Origin of the sequence: Novosphingobium naphthalenivorans NBRC 102051 (assembly GCF_001590985.1) — a bacterium.
Lineage (GTDB): Bacteria > Pseudomonadota > Alphaproteobacteria > Sphingomonadales > Sphingomonadaceae > Novosphingobium > Novosphingobium naphthalenivorans.
Window position 1 is genome coordinate 1 of the sequence record NZ_BCTX01000038.1, and the last position, 15,681, is coordinate 15,681.

Below are 15,681 nucleotides of genomic sequence, written 5' to 3' on the forward strand. Positions count from 1 at the left end.
TCGACATTCGGCCCATGACGGTCTCCGAACGGCAGTTTTCCAAGCTTCCGGTGCGCACGTACAAGGAAGTGCTCGGCTCCGCCTGACCTAAATCCCCACAGGCCCTATACCACCTTGGCAGAATTTCATTTCGGAGCTGTCACAGTCCCGTGATACCGGGCCCGTGACACCGGGGCGGCGGGCAAGCGCGAGGCAATATGGGTATGAACAGGTTTGCATGGGTCCTGCTGCCCCTCTCCTGCCTTCTGGCATCGTGCGGCGGGCTGAAACTGCCCAATCCGAACCTCTACACGCAAGCCTGCCCAGCCATGCATGACGGCGGCCCGGCCATGGATGGCGAAGCCTTGTTCTTCGTGTCGACCGCCTTGCGCGATTGCCGCAAGGGCGGGCTCGATTACGCCGGCTTCCGCGAGCGCGACACGACTTATGGGCAGGCGGTCCATCAGGCCGCGGTGGTCCGGGGATCGCGCGAATTCGCATCGGAGCAGTACAAGCACAAGGCCTGGCTGGACTTGCTTTCACAGCGCGTGAACGCGCCGGCGAACGGCGGCCGCCTGCTCGTTTTCATCCACGGCTACAACAATGATTTCGACGAGGCGCTGGAGGCGGCCTGGAAGGTTTCGCGGCTCTATTACGCCGGCGTTCCCGCCGTGGTGCTGCGCTGGCCGTCGCGCGCCAAAGTGGCAGGCTACATCAATGACGAGGACAGCGTCACCTGGGCCCAGGCCGACATGAACCGCGCCCTGGTGGAGCTTGCCAGTCTCAGCCCGGATGTCACGATCGTCGCGCACAGCATGGGCAGCCGCGCCGCGATTGCCGCGGTAGAGCATCTCGATCAGGCCTTTCCCAGCCTGGCCGGGCATGTCCGGCGCATTGCCCTTGCCTCGCCGGATTTCGACCGGGACACGGCGATGCGCGAAGGCGGCGCGCTGGACAAGCTGCTCGCATTCGACCGGAAAGTCCTGGTCTATGCGTCGCGCAAGGACAACCCGCTGAAACTCTCGCGCGTGGCCCATGGCTATGCCCGTCTGGGCAGCAGCAATTGTGCCTACGATGTCAGTTACGAACACCAGCAACTGGGCGACACCGGCTGGTGCCACCTCACCCGGCCGGCCGCGAATCTCGCCATGGTGGAAACCTCGCTGGTTGCGTCCGATGGCCTGCGCCATTCCGATTATGTCGATTCCTGCGCGGTCCGGCTCGATCTCGCGATGTTCCTGCGCGGTGACGATTCCGGGAAGTTCCGCCGCAAGCTCACGCGCGGCGACGGAACGGTGGGATACCAGATCGACCCCGCACTCGTTGCCGCGTCTGGCCTGTGCCCTGACAGCGCCGAATAGGGACTCTCCCCCTCTCCCGGACAATGTTCCTCAAGGCCGCGCCAGCAATATTGCCTTGCTGCGGCGCACAACATAGGGCTTGATGGAACAGATAGTACGGACAGGATCAGTCGATGCAGCGTTTCGAAGGCACCAGCAATTACGTCGCCACCGAGGATCTCAAGGTCGCGGTCAACGCCGCCGTTCTGCTGCGCCGCCCGCTGCTGATCAAGGGAGAGCCCGGCACCGGCAAGACCGTGCTGGCCGAGGAAATCGCCCAGGCCATCGACGCGCCGCTGATTACCTGGAACGTGAAATCCACCACCAAGGCGCATCAGGGGCTCTATGAATACGATGCAGTGGCCCGCCTGCGCGACGGCCAGCTTGGCGACGAGCGCGTGCACGACATCTCCAACTACATCCGCAAGGGCAAGCTGTGGGAGGCCTTTACCGCGCCCAGGCTGCCGGTGCTGCTGATCGACGAGATCGACAAGGCCGACATCGAGTTTCCCAACGACCTTCTGGCCGAACTCGACCGCATGGCCTTCGACGTTTACGAGACGGGCGAGCATATTGCCGCTGTCGAGCGCCCGATCGTGGTCATCACCTCGAACAACGAGAAAGACCTGCCCGACGCTTTCCTGCGCCGCTGCTTCTTCCACTACATCAAGTTCCCCGATCGCGAGACGATGGAAGCGATCATCGACGTGCACTTCCCCGGCATCCAGAAGACACTGGTAACGAAGGCCATGGAAGTGTTCTACGAACTGCGCGAAGTGCCCGGCCTCAAGAAGAAGCCCTCCACCAGCGAACTGCTCGACTGGCTCAAGCTGCTGATGAACGAGGACATGCCGCTCGACGTGCTGCAGAACCGGGACCCGTCCAAGGCGATCCCGCCGCTGCACGGTGCCCTCCTCAAGAACGAGCAGGACGTGATGATGTTCGAACGCCTCGCCTTCATGGCGCGCCGGGGGAGCTGACGTGCCGCACACCGGACAATGCCTGTGCGGTCAGGTGCGTCTCACTGTCGATGGCGAGCCGCTGGGCGCACGGTCTTGCTGGTGCCGAGACTGTCAGCGCATCGCCAGCGGCTCGGCGACCGTCAACGTGCTCTTTCCCGAAGAGGCCGTACACTACGAAGGTGAGATCAGCACGATCCGCATGACCGCGGACAGCGGCAATACCGTCGAACGCGGCTTCTGCCCCCAATGTGGTGCGCAACTGTACAGCAAGACGATCGAACCTGCCGGAATGCCGATGCGCGTGCGGGCTGGCACGCTCGACGATCCGGAACTGATGGCGCCCAGTGCCACCATTTTCGTGGACAGCGCGCCCGCTTGGGCGGTGATGGACACCACCTTGCCCCGGTATTCCCGCGGTCTGGACAGCCCGTTGCTTGAGGAGAGTGCCTGACATGACAGCCCCCTATTCCGGCAGCTGCAATTGCGGTGCCGTCACCGTCACGATTTCGGCTGAACCCGTGTGGGTCCGGCAGTGCTGGTGCGGCCAGTGCCAGAAGGCCGCTGCCGGTTCGGCCACGAACAACGCGCTGTTCGCCACCGATGCGATGACGGTCAACGGCGATGTCGCGTGGAAAGGCTATACCGCAGCCAGTGGCAACACCGTGGAGCAAGGCTTCTGCCCGTCCTGCGGCACGCCGATCTTCGGCCGCAACTCCTCGCGGCCGAGTTCGTGGGTGGTTCGCCTGGGCTTTCTCGACGGCGATCATGACCTGAAGCCGACCACAGCGATCTGGCTTGAAGAGGCCCCGGAATGGGCCATGATCGACCCGGCGCTGGAACAGTTCACGCGCCAGCCTCCACCGCCGCCACAGGCTCCCTGATGCAAGGTTCGCGCAGCATACGCCTCTTGCTGGCCGCAGCGGTATCCGTTTCCGGAGGGATGATTGCGATTCCGGATGCGCGGGCCAATGGCACCCCGATCATTGCCGATGTTCGGGCACCTTGGGAGCACGACCAAACGGGATATGTGTTTCCGCCCGTCGTTACCGGATTCGAGCGAACCTCAATTCAGGATTTCGGCAAAGGTGAGTTCGACCTGTCGGCAGCCTATTCCGATCCAGCCACCCACACCGAAACGACGCTGTACCTGTTCCATGCGGGACTTGCAGATCCGTCTGTCTGGCATGATCGGATTCTTGTCGCAATGTCCAGCGGGGCACTGGGCACGCTCGGCGACACAACCACGACCGTATTCACACCGCCGACCCGGCAGGCAGGGGCCGGAATCCGCAGCGTGGCGCCATTGGAAGGCAAGTCCAGCAAAGCAACGGGTGTTGCGATCTATCCGTTCGCTGACTGGCTGATAGCAGTAAGGATGACTTCGCGGACGCTGGAACCTTCCGCTCTCGACGCGCGTCTCGCCGCGTTTGTTCAAGACCTGTCAGCGCCGGCGGTGCCAACCAAGAGTGCGCCACCAGCTTATCTGATTGCACCATGCGAAGATGCACTGCCTGAGAAGCAAGCGAAAATTTTTCGCCCCACGATGATGGATGCAATGATTGGCGCTGCGGCAGATCTGCCGAACAAAGACCTGCCGTATGACGAAGCAGCGTTAGCGCCGATGGGTGTAGTCTGGTGCAGAGACAGCGCTTCTACGAATGACTATGGCGTCTATCGTGCCGATGGAACGAAAAAGAGATACATCGTTGCGGTTGGTGATGCCGGGATGACTGCATTTGTCGGGGCGGACAAACTCGGCGCCCAGCTTAGTGGAGCAGCCAACATGTACCAGATGCTGGTACGCACGGTTGACCACACTTACGTTTATCCGCGCTTCTCTCGGCTTCCGGCCGTAAATCAAGTGATCGGTCAAATTTCCAGGGGATCGCCAATTTCTTCGGCCACGCGTGGGAAGACGGACAAAACCATTACCCTTCCGAGCCCATCCGAAGGCAAGGAAGCCCACTGATGCTGCTGAACTTCGTCGACGAACTGCGCGCCGCGGGCATTCCGGCTTCGCTCAAGGAGCACCTCGTGCTGCTCGAAGCGCTCGACAAGGACGTGATCGAGCAGACGCCCGAGGCGTTCTACTACCTCTCGCGTGCGACTTTCGTGAAGGACGAAGGGCTGCTCGACCGTTTCGATCAGGTGTTCCAGAAGGTCTTCAAGGGCGTGCTCACCGATTACGGCCAGCAGCCGGTCGATATCCCCGAAGACTGGCTGAAGAAGCTGGCCGAGCGCTATTTCTCCGAAGAGGAGATGGAAAAGGTCAAGTCGCTGGGTGACTGGGACGAGATCATGGAGACGCTGAAGAAGCGCCTCGAAGAGCAGGAAAAGCGCCATCAGGGCGGCAACAAGTGGATCGGCACGGGCGGCACCTCGCCTTTCGGCCACTCGGGCTACAATCCGGAAGGCATCCGCATCGGCGGCGAAGGCCGGCACGGGCGCGCGATCAAGGTCTGGGAAAAGCGCGAGTTCGCCAATCTCGACAATTCCAAGGAACTGGGCACCCGCAATATCAAGGTCGCCCTGCGCCGCCTGCGCCGCTTTGCCCGCGAAGGTGCGGCCGAGGAACTGGACCTCGACGAAACGATCCGCGGCACCGCCAAGCAGGGCTGGCTCGATGTGGTGATGCGGCCCGAACGGCACAATGCCGTGAAGGTCCTGCTGTTCCTTGATGTGGGCGGTTCGATGGACCCGTTCGTCAAGCTGGTGGAAGACCTGTTCAGCGCGGCCACCGCGGAATTCAAGAACATGGAGTTCTTCTACTTCCACAATTGCCTTTACGAAGGGGTGTGGAAGGACAATCACCGCCGCTGGTCGCAGCGCACGCCGACCTGGGACATCCTTCACAAGTACGGCCACGACTACAAGGTGATCTTCGTCGGCGATGCGGCAATGAGCCCCTATGAGATCAGCCATCCCGGCGGCTCGGTCGAGCACATGAACGACGAGGCCGGCGCGGTCTGGCTGCAGCGCGTGACGCAGACCTATCCGGGCACTGTCTGGCTCAATCCTTCACCGGAACGGTATTGGCAGTATTCCGGTTCGACCAAGATGATCCGCGACCTGATGGGCGGCGCGATGTTCCCCCTCTCGCTCGACGGGCTCGATGCAGCAATGAAGGAACTGACGCGCAAGAAGAGTTGAACGGGCCTTAGCTGCGGTAGATCAGCAGGTCCGCCACACTCTCCCGCCACGCCGCCTCGTCACGTGCGGCCAGGGCATCCAGATCGCCGGGCAGCGCGGCCCGGTCGTCGACCCATTCGCGCAAGGCCGGGCCGCCGTTGATGACGTCGATGGCCAGACGCTCGAACTCGTATTCGTATGGGAAATCGCGCCAGATCGGGTAGTCGGGCCAGAGGTTGCGGATCGCCTTGAACGCCAGGGCCTGCAGCCGCCAGGGGCGGAACGCCGCGTGATCGTAGAACGGCCCTTCGGCATGGATCATCAGGGCGCTGCACAAGGTCTTCTGGTGCTTGTGAAAGGTCGGCTCGAACCAGCATTCGCGCAAGGCGCATCCGGCCAGCCAATCGGGCGCAAGCCGCGCCATTTCGGCCAGAACGGCCCTGGCATCCACATCCGGCGCACCGAACAGCACTTCGAGCGGGCGCGTGGTGCCGCGCCCTTCCGAAAGCGTGGTGCCTTCCAGCATGACCGTGCCGGCATAAGCGCGGGCCATGTTGAGGTTGGCGGCATTGGGGCTCGGGTTGATCCAGATACGGTTTTCCGGCCAGCCGAAACCCGGCGCGCTGCCAGGCTGCCAGCCTTCCATGGCGACCACCCGGTAATCGACGTCGAGATGGAAATGGCGCACGAACCAGTGCCCCATCTCTCCCAGCGTCAGCCCATGGCGCATCGGCATCGGCCCGGCGCCGACGAAGCTTTCCTGCCCGGGCAGCAGCGTGGTGCCTTCCACCGGACGTCCGGCGGGATTGGGCCGGTCCAGAACCCAGACGCTCTTGCCCTGCGCTGAGGCTGCTTCGAGCAGGTAGAGCAGCGTCGTCACGAAAGTGTAGATGCGGCAGCCGAGATCCTGCAGGTCGAACAGGAAGACGTCCGCCGTCTCCATCATCGCCGCGCTGGGGCGGCGCACTTCGCCATAGAGGCTGAAAATCGGGATGCCGTAGGCGGGATCGGTGTCGTCCGCCGTCTCAACCATGTTGTCCTGCTTGTCGCCCTTGAGCCCGTGCTGCGGCCCGAACGCGCTGGTCACGTTGATCCCGGCCGCGATCAGTGCGTCGAGCGAATGGACCAGCCCCTCCGTAACCGAGGCGGGGTGCGCGACGAGTGCCACGCGCTTGCCTTCAAGCGGCTTGCGCAGTGCGGGGTCCGCCAGCAGGCGGTCGATACCGAATTTCATGCGGCGCTGGGTGCCGCAACCTCTTCGAGGAAGCAAGACGGGTCGTGAAAATCGGGCGCCTCGGACGCATGGGACAATGCCCAATAGCTATTGATGCCCCCTTCCTCTGCGATCACCGCCGTGGCTCCATAGCGCCATGGTGGCGCGGGCAGACCCGCTGCCGGGATGGCCGCATCGAAGATCGCCATGTCTGTGCCGAGGCGCATCGTGCATTCCGGCTCGTGCGGCATCGGCCGCTCCGCCATGCCCTCGCGCTTTGCGGAGAAGTCATAGACGTTCCAGCGCTCGGACGGCGAAAGGTTGATCTCGGTATAGGCCGGACTGCCGGGCTGTTGCAGGAAGAGCTCGAAACAGGTCGTTTGCCACAGTCCGTCGGCACGGCCCTTCCCTGCGAAGGGCGGCACCACGAGCTTTCCGCAGCCCAGGATCTTCCAGCGTGCCCGCAGCCAGTTGGCGTCGAAGCCGATGATCCGGAATTCCACGCTGCGGACAAGAGCGGGCGGATGGGCGGGATGACGGATCAGTTCGGCCATGACCAGATGCTATATGGCCGGTCATCGTACGGGCAATGCGGATTCGTCAGGATGCCATGCGTGGAGCGGCCAATCGTTGACCGGCGTTGCCCGGCAGACACAGGTCTGGCTTTGTTTCGCGCCCGCAGCGTGCTAGGCGCGCCGCTCCCGAACAAGCCGAAAAGACCCATGACCTACACTTCTTCCCTGCTCCGCCTGCTCGACGAACGCGGCTACATCCACCAGATGACCGACGCAGAGGGCCTCGATGCCCTTGCTGCCAAGCAGATCGTGCCGGGATATGTCGGCTTCGACGCGACCGCGCCTTCGCTGCATGTCGGCAATCTCGTGTCGATCATGCTCCTGCGCCGCCTGCAGCAGGCCGGGCACAAGCCGGTGGTCCTGATGGGCGGCGGCACGACGCGGATCGGCGACCCGACGGGCAAGGACGAAGTTCGCAAGATGCTGACGGACGAGGCGATCGAATCCAACATCGCCTCGATCCGCACCGCCTTCGAACGCTTCCTGACGTTCGGCGATGGCCCGACCGACGCGGTGATGGTCAACAACCACGACTGGCTGGGCAAGCTCGGCTACATCGAGATGCTGCAACTGGTCGGCACCCACTTCACCGTCAACCGGATGCTGAGCTTCGATTCGGTCAAGCTGCGGCTCGAACGCGAGCAGCCGATGACGTTCCTCGAATTCAACTACATGATCCTGCAGGGCTACGACTTCCGCCACTTGTGCAGTACGCAGGGCGTGCGCTTGCAGATGGGCGGTTCGGACCAGTGGGGTAACATCGTCAACGGTGTCGAACTGACCCGGCGCATGGACGCCACCGAGGTTTTCGGTCTGACCACGCCGCTGATCACCAAGGCCGACGGCACCAAGATGGGCAAGTCGGTCTCGGGCGCGGTCTGGCTCAATGAAGAGTCCCTGCCGTCCTACGACTACTGGCAGTTCTGGCGCAATTGCGACGACCGCGACGTCGGCAAGTTCCTGCGCCTGTTCACAGACCTTCCGCTGGACGAGATCACCCGGCTCGAAGCTCTCGAAGGCAGCGAGATCAACGATGCCAAGGTCGTGCTGGCCAACGAGGCGACCCGGCTGTGCCGCGGCGCCGAAGCGGCTGCCGCAGCCGAAGCCACCGCACGCGATACTTTCGCTGGCGGCGGGCTTGGCGAGGATCTGCCGACCATCGAAGTGGGCAGCGAAGGCATTCGCCTGGGGGCGGCCTGCACGGCGCTCGGCTTCACGGGCTCCAATGGCGAAGCGAAACGCAAGATCGCGGAAGGCGCGGTGAAGCTGGACGATCAGACAATGGACGATCCGGGCCTGCTGATCACGACAGGGGCGGGTGAGACCCGCAAGCTGAGCCTCGGAAAGAAGAAGCACGGCATCATTAAAGGCATTTAACCGGCAAAAATGCACCGCTCGTCCGGCACGAAACTGCCGGGTTTACCGAATGTTCGTGAATTGCGTTCATTGTCGCATCCTAAGGTCACGAACAAGGGCAACGACAATGAGTGCAGGAGCGCAGCTTTCTGTAACCGACAAGCGTCGGGCAGCGCGCCATCCGGTGGATTATTCCGTGATAGCCGAGCATCGCCAGCTGGGCGATCTGAACCTGCACATCGTCAACGTCTCGGCCCAGGGTTTCATGGTCCAGGGCGATCTCGGCCTCGAACGCGGTGAGCGGGTGGTCATGCGCCTGCCCGTCGTCGGCCGCATCGAAGCCCATCTGATCTGGGCGCATGAAGGCCGCGCCGGCTTTCAGTTCGAACGCATCATCCGCGTCGACGATTTCCTCAAGCTGGTCGATACCCTGCAGCCCAATCCCCGCCTGCGCCCTCGCCGCTGATCCAGTCCGATCGTCCGCCAGCTAATGGCTGACAACCGTCCATGCCCTTGATATGTTGCGATGCCGCATCAATTTTGCCGCATCTGCAAATTCCATCTTGATATAGTATAACATCACAATTACGCGAACGGGATGATCACACGCCCCCCCCGAATCGCCCTGCTGGCTTGTGCCAGTTCCCTCGCAACCCTGACTCTCCTCGCCATGCCCGGCGCGGCGCTGGCGCAGTCCGGTGCGCCGGACGACGCTGACTCTGGGAAGACGTCCTCCCATGCGCAGGAAAGCGGGCCGGAAATCATCGTCACCGGCCGCGTCATTTCCGGCAATGCCGATCCCATCGCCGCCCCGGTCGTCCTTCAGGGGGACAGTCTGACCCGCAACCTGAAGCCGCAGATCGGCGAAATGCTGGCCAGCCTGCCCGGCGTTTCGAGCAGCGGCTTTGCGCCGGGCGTTTCCCGTCCGATCCTGCGCGGCTTCGATGGCCCGCGTGTGCAGGTCCTGCTGGACGGCATCGGGGCGCTGGATGCTTCGTCAGTTTCCGCCGACCATGCCGTTTCGCTGGACACGCTCAATGTCGAACGCGTCGAAGTGCTCCACGGGCCGCGTGTCCTGCTCTATGCCAGCGATCCGGCCGGCGGTGCCGTCAATGCCATCGACAAGCGCATTCCCCGGCGCGTGCCGGACCAGACGATCACGGTGGATGTGCTGGCCTCTTACGGAACCGCGGCGAACCTCTTCAATGGCGGCGTCGCCAGCGACGTGAAACTGGCCGACAGGCTCGTTGCCCATGTTGACGCCTCCTATTTCCACAGCGACAATCTCAAAGTCGGCGGCCATGTGCTGTCGCCGGAATTGCGGGCCCAAACGCTTGCGCAAGCCGACGATCTCCTGGCGGCCGGCGATACGGCGGGAGCGGCCTCGCTGACCGAACAGGCCAACCGTACCGGCTCCATTCCCAATAGCTGGACCAAGGGCTGGTCCGTGGGCGGCGGCCTGGCGTTCATCGACGAGGGCGGGGACATCGGCATTTCGGTGCAGCGGCTTTCCACCGACTACGGCATCCCGCCCCGCCCTTCGGTCGATCCCGGTTCGACCAGCATTTCGCTGCGCCAGACGCGCGTCGATCTGCGCGCAGGCCTCAATCTCGACGGCTTTTTCAAGCGGGTCGAGTTCCGCGGTGCCTTCGGCGACTACGAACACGCCGAGATGGATGGCGGCACGGTGGGGACGCAGTTCCACAACAAGGCCGTCAAGGTTCGCCTCCAGGCCGATCAGGCGCGCCACGGCATCTGGACCGGTTCGAGCGGAGTCCAGTATTCGACCGCCCGCCTCGACATCAGTGGCGACGAACTGCTGCTGCCCGACAACCAGACCGATCAGTTCGCGGTATTCACCCTGCAGCAGATCGAAGTCGGACAGTTCGATCTCGAAGGCGCGCTGCGCTACGAAAACACGCGCATTCGCACGATTCCTGCTGCCGAACGCCGCAATTTCTCTCAGTATTCGGCGGTTGCCGGGCTGGCCTGGCACCCGATCGATCATCTGACCTTCTCGGTGAACTATTCGCATGGCGAGCGCGCGCCTTCCGCGGAAGAACTCTTCGTCGACGGCATGCATGATGCCACTCAGTCCTATGAACGCGGCGATCCCTCTTTCACGGTCGAACGCAGCAACGGCATCGAAGCCGGCATCCGCTACAACGATGCCGATTTCGCCGGGTCCGTGACCGCCTATGGCACCAACTTCGCAAACTTCATCACCGGTGTGCCCACCGGCGAAGTGATCGAGGACTTCCCGGTCTATCAGTACATCCAGGCCCCTGCCCGCTTCCGCGGTGTGGAAGCCGAAGGTGCGCTGACATTCATGCGCTGGGATAATGGCGGCTCGCTGAAGGCCGATACCGGTATCGACTATACCCATGCCCGCCTGGTCAACATCGGGCCGGTGCCCCGGATTCCGCCGCTGCGCCTGCGCGGCGGGCTGGAATTCGATTCGTCCAGCATCGACCTGCGCGGGGAAGTCGAATGGAACGCCAGCCAGAACCGCGTGGCGGACAACGAAATCCCGACCAGCGCCTTCACGCTGGTGAACCTGAGCGCCACCTGGCGTCCGATGGGGGAACAGAGCCCTGTCACCCTGATCCTGTCGGCGGACAACCTGCTCGACGTGACGGGCAGGCTCGCCGCCTCGGAAACGCGGGATTTCGTACCGATTGCCGGACGTGACGTGAGATTGACGGCAAAGCTTTCCTTCTGACGGCCCAATCGGGTATCTCTTGGCAAGGGCGGGAGGTGCTGCCATGCAGCACCGCGTGAGCACTCCCACCTCCCCCCTGCAAATTGCCAACTACCGCAAATTCTGGCTGGCCCGGTTCGCTGCCGTGCTGGCATCGACGGGGATGGTGGTCATCATTGGCTACCAGCTCTACGACGTTGCCCGCAGCGAATACGGCATGTCGATCACGCAGGCCTCGTTCCAGCTCGGCCTGCTCGGGTTCGTTCAGTTCCTGCCGGTCTTCCTGCTGACTCCCGTCGCCGGGGTGGTGGCCGATCGTATCGACCGCCGCAAAGTCGCCGCCGTGGGCGCTCTGTTCGACGTTCTGGTCGCCCTCGGGCTCGGCATTACGACCGAGCTGGAAATCCGCAGCCTGCCCGTCCTGTTCGGCTTCGCGATGATGCACGGTGTCGTGCGCGTCTTCATCGGCCCTGCCATGAGCGCGATCGCGCCCAATACAGTGCCCCCCGGCCTGATCCCGCGTGCCATCGGCTTCAATTCGATCGCGATGCAGGCCGGCGTGATCATTGGCCCCGCGGCCTACGGCTTCCTGTTCGCAGCCGGCCGCCCGTTGCCGTACTGGACGACAGCGGTGTTTCAGGTGATTGCCGCGCTTTCGATCGTATCGATCACCAACCTGCCGGCGGTCGCGCACGATGCGCGAAAGGCCCATCCGGTCCGTCAGATCATCGATGGTTTCAAGTTCGTCTGGCACCAACGGTTCCTGCTCGGGTGTATCACGCTCGATCTCTTTGCCGTCCTGCTGGGCGGCGCGACTGCCCTCATGCCGGTCTTTGCCCGCGATATTCTGCATGTCGGGCCCGAGGGGCTCGGCTGGATGCGGGCGGCAACTGCCGCCGGGGCGGCAATCGTGGCTTTTTGGCTCTCGTTCCGGCCGCTGGAGAAAAACGTCGGCGTGAAGATGCTGCTGGCGGTCGTCGCCTACGGGGCCATGACCGTAGCCTTCGGTGTTTCGAAGATCTTCGCGCTCTCGCTGCTGTTCCTGGCCCTGCTGGGCGCGGCGGACATGATCTCGGTCTTCATCCGCAATTCGCTGGTGCAGTTGCGCACGCCGGACGAAGTGCGCGGCCGCGTTTCGGCGATTTCGGGGCTCGCGATTTCGGCATCCAACGAACTCGGCGAGATGCAATCGGGTATCGCCGCAGCTTTACTGGGCGCAACCGGAGCGGTTGTTTTCGGCGGCACCGGTGCCATAGTTATTACACTTATCTGGGCGTGGATCTTTCCGGAAATCCGCCATGCCCGCACATTCTCAGCACGTTGGGAGCAAGAGCCATGAAGGCAGACAGCATTCTCGCCACTATCGGCAATACGCCGCACATCCGTTTGTCGCGTCTGTTTCCGGATCACGAAGTGTGGGTGAAAGCCGAGCGCGCCAATCCCGGCGGCTCGATCAAGGACCGCATCGGTCTCGCCATGATCGAGGCGGCCGAAGCCGATGGCAGCCTGAAACCCGGCGGTACGATCATCGAACCGACCTCGGGCAACACCGGCATCGGCCTCGCCATGGCGGCGGCGGTCAAGGGTTACAAGCTGATCCTCGTCATGCCCGAATCGATGTCGATCGAACGCCGCCGGCTGATGCTCGCCTACGGCGCCGAGTTCGACCTGACGCCGCGTGAAAAGGGCATGAAAGGCGCGATCGAGCGGGCGAAGGAACTGATCGAGGCCACACCCGGCTCGTGGATGCCCCAGCAGTTCGACAATCCCGCGAACATCGCGATCCATGTGAAGACCACCGCGCAGGAAATCCTCGCCGATTTCGCCGATACCCCGATCGACGCGCTGATCTCCGGCGTGGGCACGGGCGGGCACCTGACCGGCTGCGCGGAAACGCTCAAGCAGACCTGGCCTGACATGAAGGCTTTCGCCGTGGAGCCGACGCTTTCCCCGGTGATCTCCGGCGGGCAACCCGGCCCGCACCCGATCCAGGGCATCGGCGCCGGGTTCATCCCGGCGAACCTGCACACGCAGGCCATTGATGGCGCCATTCAGGTCGATCCGGCCGATGCCAAGGAAATGGCGCGCCTGTGCGCGACCAAGGAAGGTATGCTGGTCGGGATCAGCTCGGGCGCGACGCTGGCGGCTATCGCTCAGAAGCTGCAGGAACTGCCCGCAGGCAGCCGCGTGCTCGGTTTCAACTACGATACCGGTGAGCGCTACCTCTCAGTGCCGGATTTCCTGCCGGAATGACCATGCTCGAAGCCATCGCCTACAGCCATGCCGGTCAGGATCTGACTGGCTGGCTGGCCCGTCCGGAAGGAACGCCGCGCGCCGCCGTGGTGGTCTTTCCCACCATCGTCAATTTCAACGCGCCGATGGAACGCCGCGCGCGGATGCTGGCGGACCTCGGGTATCTGGCGATGGTCGCCGATTTCTACGGCGAAACCGCCGAAAGCTTTGAGGCCTTCCGCCCACTGGCGGACAAGCTGCGGGCAGATACGGCGCATTATCGCGGGCGGCTTGCCGCCGCGATCGAGACTCTAAAGGCGCTGCCGGACGCGGCCGGATTGCCCCTGCTGGCAACCGGATACTGCATGGGCGGCCAAGCCGCGCTTGAGGCTGCCCGCGACGGGCAGGAGCTGCTCGCAACCGTCAGCTTCCACGGTATCCTGGCGACCGGCAAGGCCGCCGAACCCGGCGCCGTCAAGGCGCGGCTGCTGGTCTGCCACGGCGATGCCGATCCGCTCGTCCCGCGCCAGCAGGTCATCGCCTTCTGGGAGGAAATGGATCGTGCCGGGGCTGACTGGCACTTCCATGCCTATAGCCAGGTGCGCCATGGCTTTACAGATCCGGGCAGCGATGCCCGTGGAGTGGACGCCATCCGGTACAACGCCAGCGCGGACCGTCAGTCCTGGGCGGCGATGGTCAGCCTGTTCGACGAAGTGCTCGGCTGACCGTTACGGTTCGATGCGGGACAGCGTTTCGCCTTCGAGCCGGCGGTAAAAGCAGCTGCGCGCGCCGGTGTGGCAGGCAGGCCCTTCCGGTGTGACGACGAGCTCCAGCGCATCCTGATCGCAATCCACACGGATTTCCTGCACGCGCAGGAAATGGCCGGAGGTTTCCCCTTTCAGCCAGAGCTTGCCGCGCGAACGCGAGTGGAAATGCGCAAGACCGGTTTCGCGTGTCTTCTCCAGCGCTTCCGCGTCCATATAGGCGACCATCAGGATGTCCCTCGTCGCTGCATCGACGGCAATCGCGATGAGCAGCCCCTGGGCATCGAAGCGCGGCAGGAAGGCGGTGCCGAGTTCGCGGTCGGCGGCGGAGACATCGGTCATTCCAGAGATTTCCTCGATCAGGCTTTCAGAATTTTAATGTTGCACGATAACCACAGCTGATGGGTAAAATCCACGCTTTCACGCGAATCCCCTTTTCAATCGCGCCGATTCATCGGAATTTGCCGTTGCAGCTGGGGGGCTGCTTCTGACCCATAGGTCGCTGTTAAACAAGCGCCACGGTTCAGGGAATAACGATCGGCTTGTGGTAGGGCCACACCGGTCGTTGCGATGAGGGATCGGCCAGACGGCATTCAGGGGTGCCGTCGAACTGCTTCGCAGGGCCTTACAGTTTCGTCACGAGGACGCCCGGAGCCACTGGTTCCGGGCGTTTTCTTTTGCCTTCACGCCAGATCCAGCGCTTCATCCAGAACCCGGGCGAAGCAGGCCACCACAACTTTTTGCGCGCCTGCCCGCTTGAGCGCCGATACACAGGCATCGCTGGTCGCGCCGCTCGTGAGCACATCGTCGACAAGGACCACCTGTGCGCCTTTCAGCCGGGCGGCCCACCGGCGATTCACACCGATCGCACCTGATAGCGCCCGCTTCCGGGCCTTCTTCCCCAGACCACCGAGCGAAGGCGTCGCCTTGCGCCGCACCAGAGCATCTACCGCAAGCCCCGCGCCGGTGCGCCGAGCAATCGCCCGCGCCAGTTCGGCAGCCTGATTGTAGCCCCGTTTCCACAAGCGCCAGCGATGAAGCGGCACCGGCACGACGATATAGCCGGCGTCCACCGACGTCAGCCTGGCCGCCATCAGTCCCGCCATCATCGGCGCCAGCGAAATGCGGTTGCCGTGCTTGAGCGAGAGCACCAGCTTGCGCGAGGCATCGTTGTAGAGCGTGGCCGCCGCAATTCCGTCGTGACGGGGTGGGGATTCCAGACAAGGCGCGCAAATCGCGCCTTCGGGCACACCGTCGCCGAACGGCCGTCCGCACGTCACGCAGGCCGGTTCGCCCGGGATCGCCAGTTCTCCCCAACATGCGGCACACAGGCCTGTCTGACCGCCAATGCCCTCTCCGCACAAAGGGCAACGGGGTGGAAAGACCAGATCCACGACCGGGGCCAGGGCTTGAACGATGCGCATGAACCG

Annotated in this window: 16 protein-coding genes; 12 read left to right on the plus strand and 4 right to left on the minus strand. The window is 63.5% G+C overall.

All coding sequences use genetic code 11. The features are described from left to right. The first annotated feature begins 203 nt into the window (after positions 1-203). The 6 genes from NN5_RS13580 (at position 204) to NN5_RS13605 (ending at position 5,431) form a co-directional block, all read left to right on the plus strand. A complete protein-coding gene (locus NN5_RS13580; RefSeq protein WP_067734643.1) occupies positions 204-1,340 on the plus strand; it encodes an alpha/beta fold hydrolase in 1,137 nt (378 codons plus the stop codon). Positions 1,341-1,453: 113 nt separating this feature from the next. Next, positions 1,454-2,299 carry an AAA family ATPase gene (locus tag NN5_RS13585; RefSeq protein ID WP_067734644.1) on the plus strand — a complete coding sequence of 282 codons (846 nt, stop codon included), beginning with the start codon at positions 1,454-1,456 and terminating at the stop codon, positions 2,297-2,299. Position 2,300: 1 nt separating this feature from the next. Continuing rightward, positions 2,301-2,732: a GFA family protein gene (locus NN5_RS13590; RefSeq protein ID WP_067734645.1), complete on the plus strand. Its 432-nt coding sequence runs from the start codon at positions 2,301-2,303 to the stop codon at positions 2,730-2,732. Position 2,733: 1 nt separating this feature from the next. Then, positions 2,734-3,162: a GFA family protein gene (locus NN5_RS13595; RefSeq protein ID WP_067734646.1), complete on the plus strand. Its 429-nt coding sequence runs from the start codon at positions 2,734-2,736 to the stop codon at positions 3,160-3,162. Between the two features lie 59 nt (positions 3,163-3,221). Further along, on the plus strand, positions 3,222-4,250 hold the full coding sequence (locus NN5_RS13600; protein WP_067734647.1) for a hypothetical protein: 1,029 nt from the start codon (positions 3,222-3,224) through the stop codon (positions 4,248-4,250). Further along, positions 4,250-5,431, plus strand: a complete 1,182-nt coding sequence (locus NN5_RS13605; RefSeq protein WP_067734648.1) for a vWA domain-containing protein — start codon at positions 4,250-4,252, stop codon at positions 5,429-5,431. Before NN5_RS13600 ends, NN5_RS13605 begins: the two co-directional genes overlap by 1 nt. A 7-nt stretch (positions 5,432-5,438) precedes the next feature. On the opposite strand, the gene NN5_RS13610 is transcribed toward NN5_RS13605, so the two are convergent. Both NN5_RS13610 and NN5_RS13615 read right to left on the minus strand, forming a co-directional pair. Beyond that, a complete protein-coding gene (locus NN5_RS13610; protein WP_067734649.1) occupies positions 5,439-6,644 on the minus strand; it encodes an exo-beta-N-acetylmuramidase NamZ family protein in 1,206 nt (401 codons plus the stop codon). Continuing rightward, entirely contained in the window at positions 6,641-7,177 is a 537-nt protein-coding gene (locus NN5_RS13615; protein ID WP_067734650.1) for a DOMON-like domain-containing protein, read from the minus strand. Before NN5_RS13615 ends, NN5_RS13610 begins: the two co-directional genes overlap by 4 nt. 168 nt (positions 7,178-7,345) lie before the next feature. Here NN5_RS13615 and tyrS point away from each other — a divergent pair, with 168 nt between their 5' ends. From tyrS to NN5_RS13645, 6 genes are all read left to right on the plus strand, one after another. After that, positions 7,346-8,575 (plus strand): tyrosine--tRNA ligase, encoded by a 1,230-nt coding sequence (tyrS, locus tag NN5_RS13620; RefSeq protein ID WP_067734651.1) that lies wholly within the window; start codon positions 7,346-7,348, stop codon positions 8,573-8,575. Between the two features lie 106 nt (positions 8,576-8,681). Continuing rightward, positions 8,682-9,020, plus strand: coding sequence for a PilZ domain-containing protein (locus NN5_RS13625; protein ID WP_067734652.1), 339 nt, complete (start codon positions 8,682-8,684; stop codon positions 9,018-9,020). A gap of 132 nt (positions 9,021-9,152) precedes the next feature. Then, positions 9,153-11,276: a TonB-dependent receptor gene (locus NN5_RS13630; protein ID WP_067734653.1), complete on the plus strand. Its 2,124-nt coding sequence runs from the start codon at positions 9,153-9,155 to the stop codon at positions 11,274-11,276. Between the two features lie 55 nt (positions 11,277-11,331). After that, on the plus strand, positions 11,332-12,594 hold the full coding sequence (locus NN5_RS13635; RefSeq protein ID WP_245656482.1) for an MFS transporter: 1,263 nt from the start codon (positions 11,332-11,334) through the stop codon (positions 12,592-12,594). Next, the gene (gene cysK / locus NN5_RS13640; RefSeq protein ID WP_067734655.1) at positions 12,591-13,508 is read left to right on the plus strand and encodes a cysteine synthase A; all 918 of its coding nucleotides are present in this window, start codon (positions 12,591-12,593) and stop codon (positions 13,506-13,508) included. Before NN5_RS13635 ends, cysK begins: the two co-directional genes overlap by 4 nt. After that, the gene (locus NN5_RS13645) at positions 13,505-14,212 is read left to right on the plus strand and encodes a dienelactone hydrolase family protein (RefSeq protein WP_067734656.1); all 708 of its coding nucleotides are present in this window, start codon (positions 13,505-13,507) and stop codon (positions 14,210-14,212) included. Before cysK ends, NN5_RS13645 begins: the two co-directional genes overlap by 4 nt. A 3-nt stretch (positions 14,213-14,215) precedes the next feature. On the opposite strand, the gene hisI is transcribed toward NN5_RS13645, so the two are convergent. Then, positions 14,216-14,593, minus strand: a complete 378-nt coding sequence (hisI, locus tag NN5_RS13650; RefSeq protein ID WP_067734657.1) for a phosphoribosyl-AMP cyclohydrolase — start codon at positions 14,591-14,593, stop codon at positions 14,216-14,218. A gap of 341 nt (positions 14,594-14,934) precedes the next feature. Beyond that, on the minus strand, positions 14,935-15,675 hold the full coding sequence (locus NN5_RS13655) for a ComF family protein (protein ID WP_067734658.1): 741 nt from the start codon (positions 15,673-15,675) through the stop codon (positions 14,935-14,937). Positions 15,676-15,681 lie beyond the last annotated feature (6 nt).

Excerpts from the sequence above, each read along its gene's own strand:
- NN5_RS13585 (WP_067734644.1), top strand. The coding sequence starts at position 1,454 with ATGCAGCGTTTCGAAGGCACCAGCAATTACGTCGCCACCGAGGATCTC.
- NN5_RS13610 (WP_067734649.1), bottom strand. The coding sequence starts at position 6,644 with ATGAAATTCGGTATCGACCGCCTGCTGGCGGACCCCGCACTGCGCAAG.
- NN5_RS13630 (WP_067734653.1), top strand. The coding sequence starts at position 9,153 with ATGATCACACGCCCCCCCCGAATCGCCCTGCTGGCTTGTGCCAGTTCC.
- NN5_RS13625 (WP_067734652.1), top strand. The coding sequence starts at position 8,682 with ATGAGTGCAGGAGCGCAGCTTTCTGTAACCGACAAGCGTCGGGCAGCG.
- NN5_RS13600 (WP_067734647.1), top strand. The coding sequence starts at position 3,222 with ATGATTGCGATTCCGGATGCGCGGGCCAATGGCACCCCGATCATTGCC.
- NN5_RS13655 (WP_067734658.1), bottom strand. The coding sequence starts at position 15,675 with ATGCGCATCGTTCAAGCCCTGGCCCCGGTCGTGGATCTGGTCTTTCCA.
- cysK (WP_067734655.1), top strand. The coding sequence starts at position 12,591 with ATGAAGGCAGACAGCATTCTCGCCACTATCGGCAATACGCCGCACATC.
- NN5_RS13605 (WP_067734648.1), top strand. The coding sequence starts at position 4,250 with ATGCTGCTGAACTTCGTCGACGAACTGCGCGCCGCGGGCATTCCGGCT.
- NN5_RS13580 (WP_067734643.1), top strand. The coding sequence starts at position 204 with ATGAACAGGTTTGCATGGGTCCTGCTGCCCCTCTCCTGCCTTCTGGCA.
- NN5_RS13615 (WP_067734650.1), bottom strand. The coding sequence starts at position 7,177 with ATGGCCGAACTGATCCGTCATCCCGCCCATCCGCCCGCTCTTGTCCGC.
- NN5_RS13645 (WP_067734656.1), top strand. The coding sequence starts at position 13,505 with ATGACCATGCTCGAAGCCATCGCCTACAGCCATGCCGGTCAGGATCTG.
- NN5_RS13595 (WP_067734646.1), top strand. The coding sequence starts at position 2,734 with ATGACAGCCCCCTATTCCGGCAGCTGCAATTGCGGTGCCGTCACCGTC.
- tyrS (WP_067734651.1), top strand. The coding sequence starts at position 7,346 with ATGACCTACACTTCTTCCCTGCTCCGCCTGCTCGACGAACGCGGCTAC.
- hisI (WP_067734657.1), bottom strand. The coding sequence starts at position 14,593 with ATGACCGATGTCTCCGCCGCCGACCGCGAACTCGGCACCGCCTTCCTG.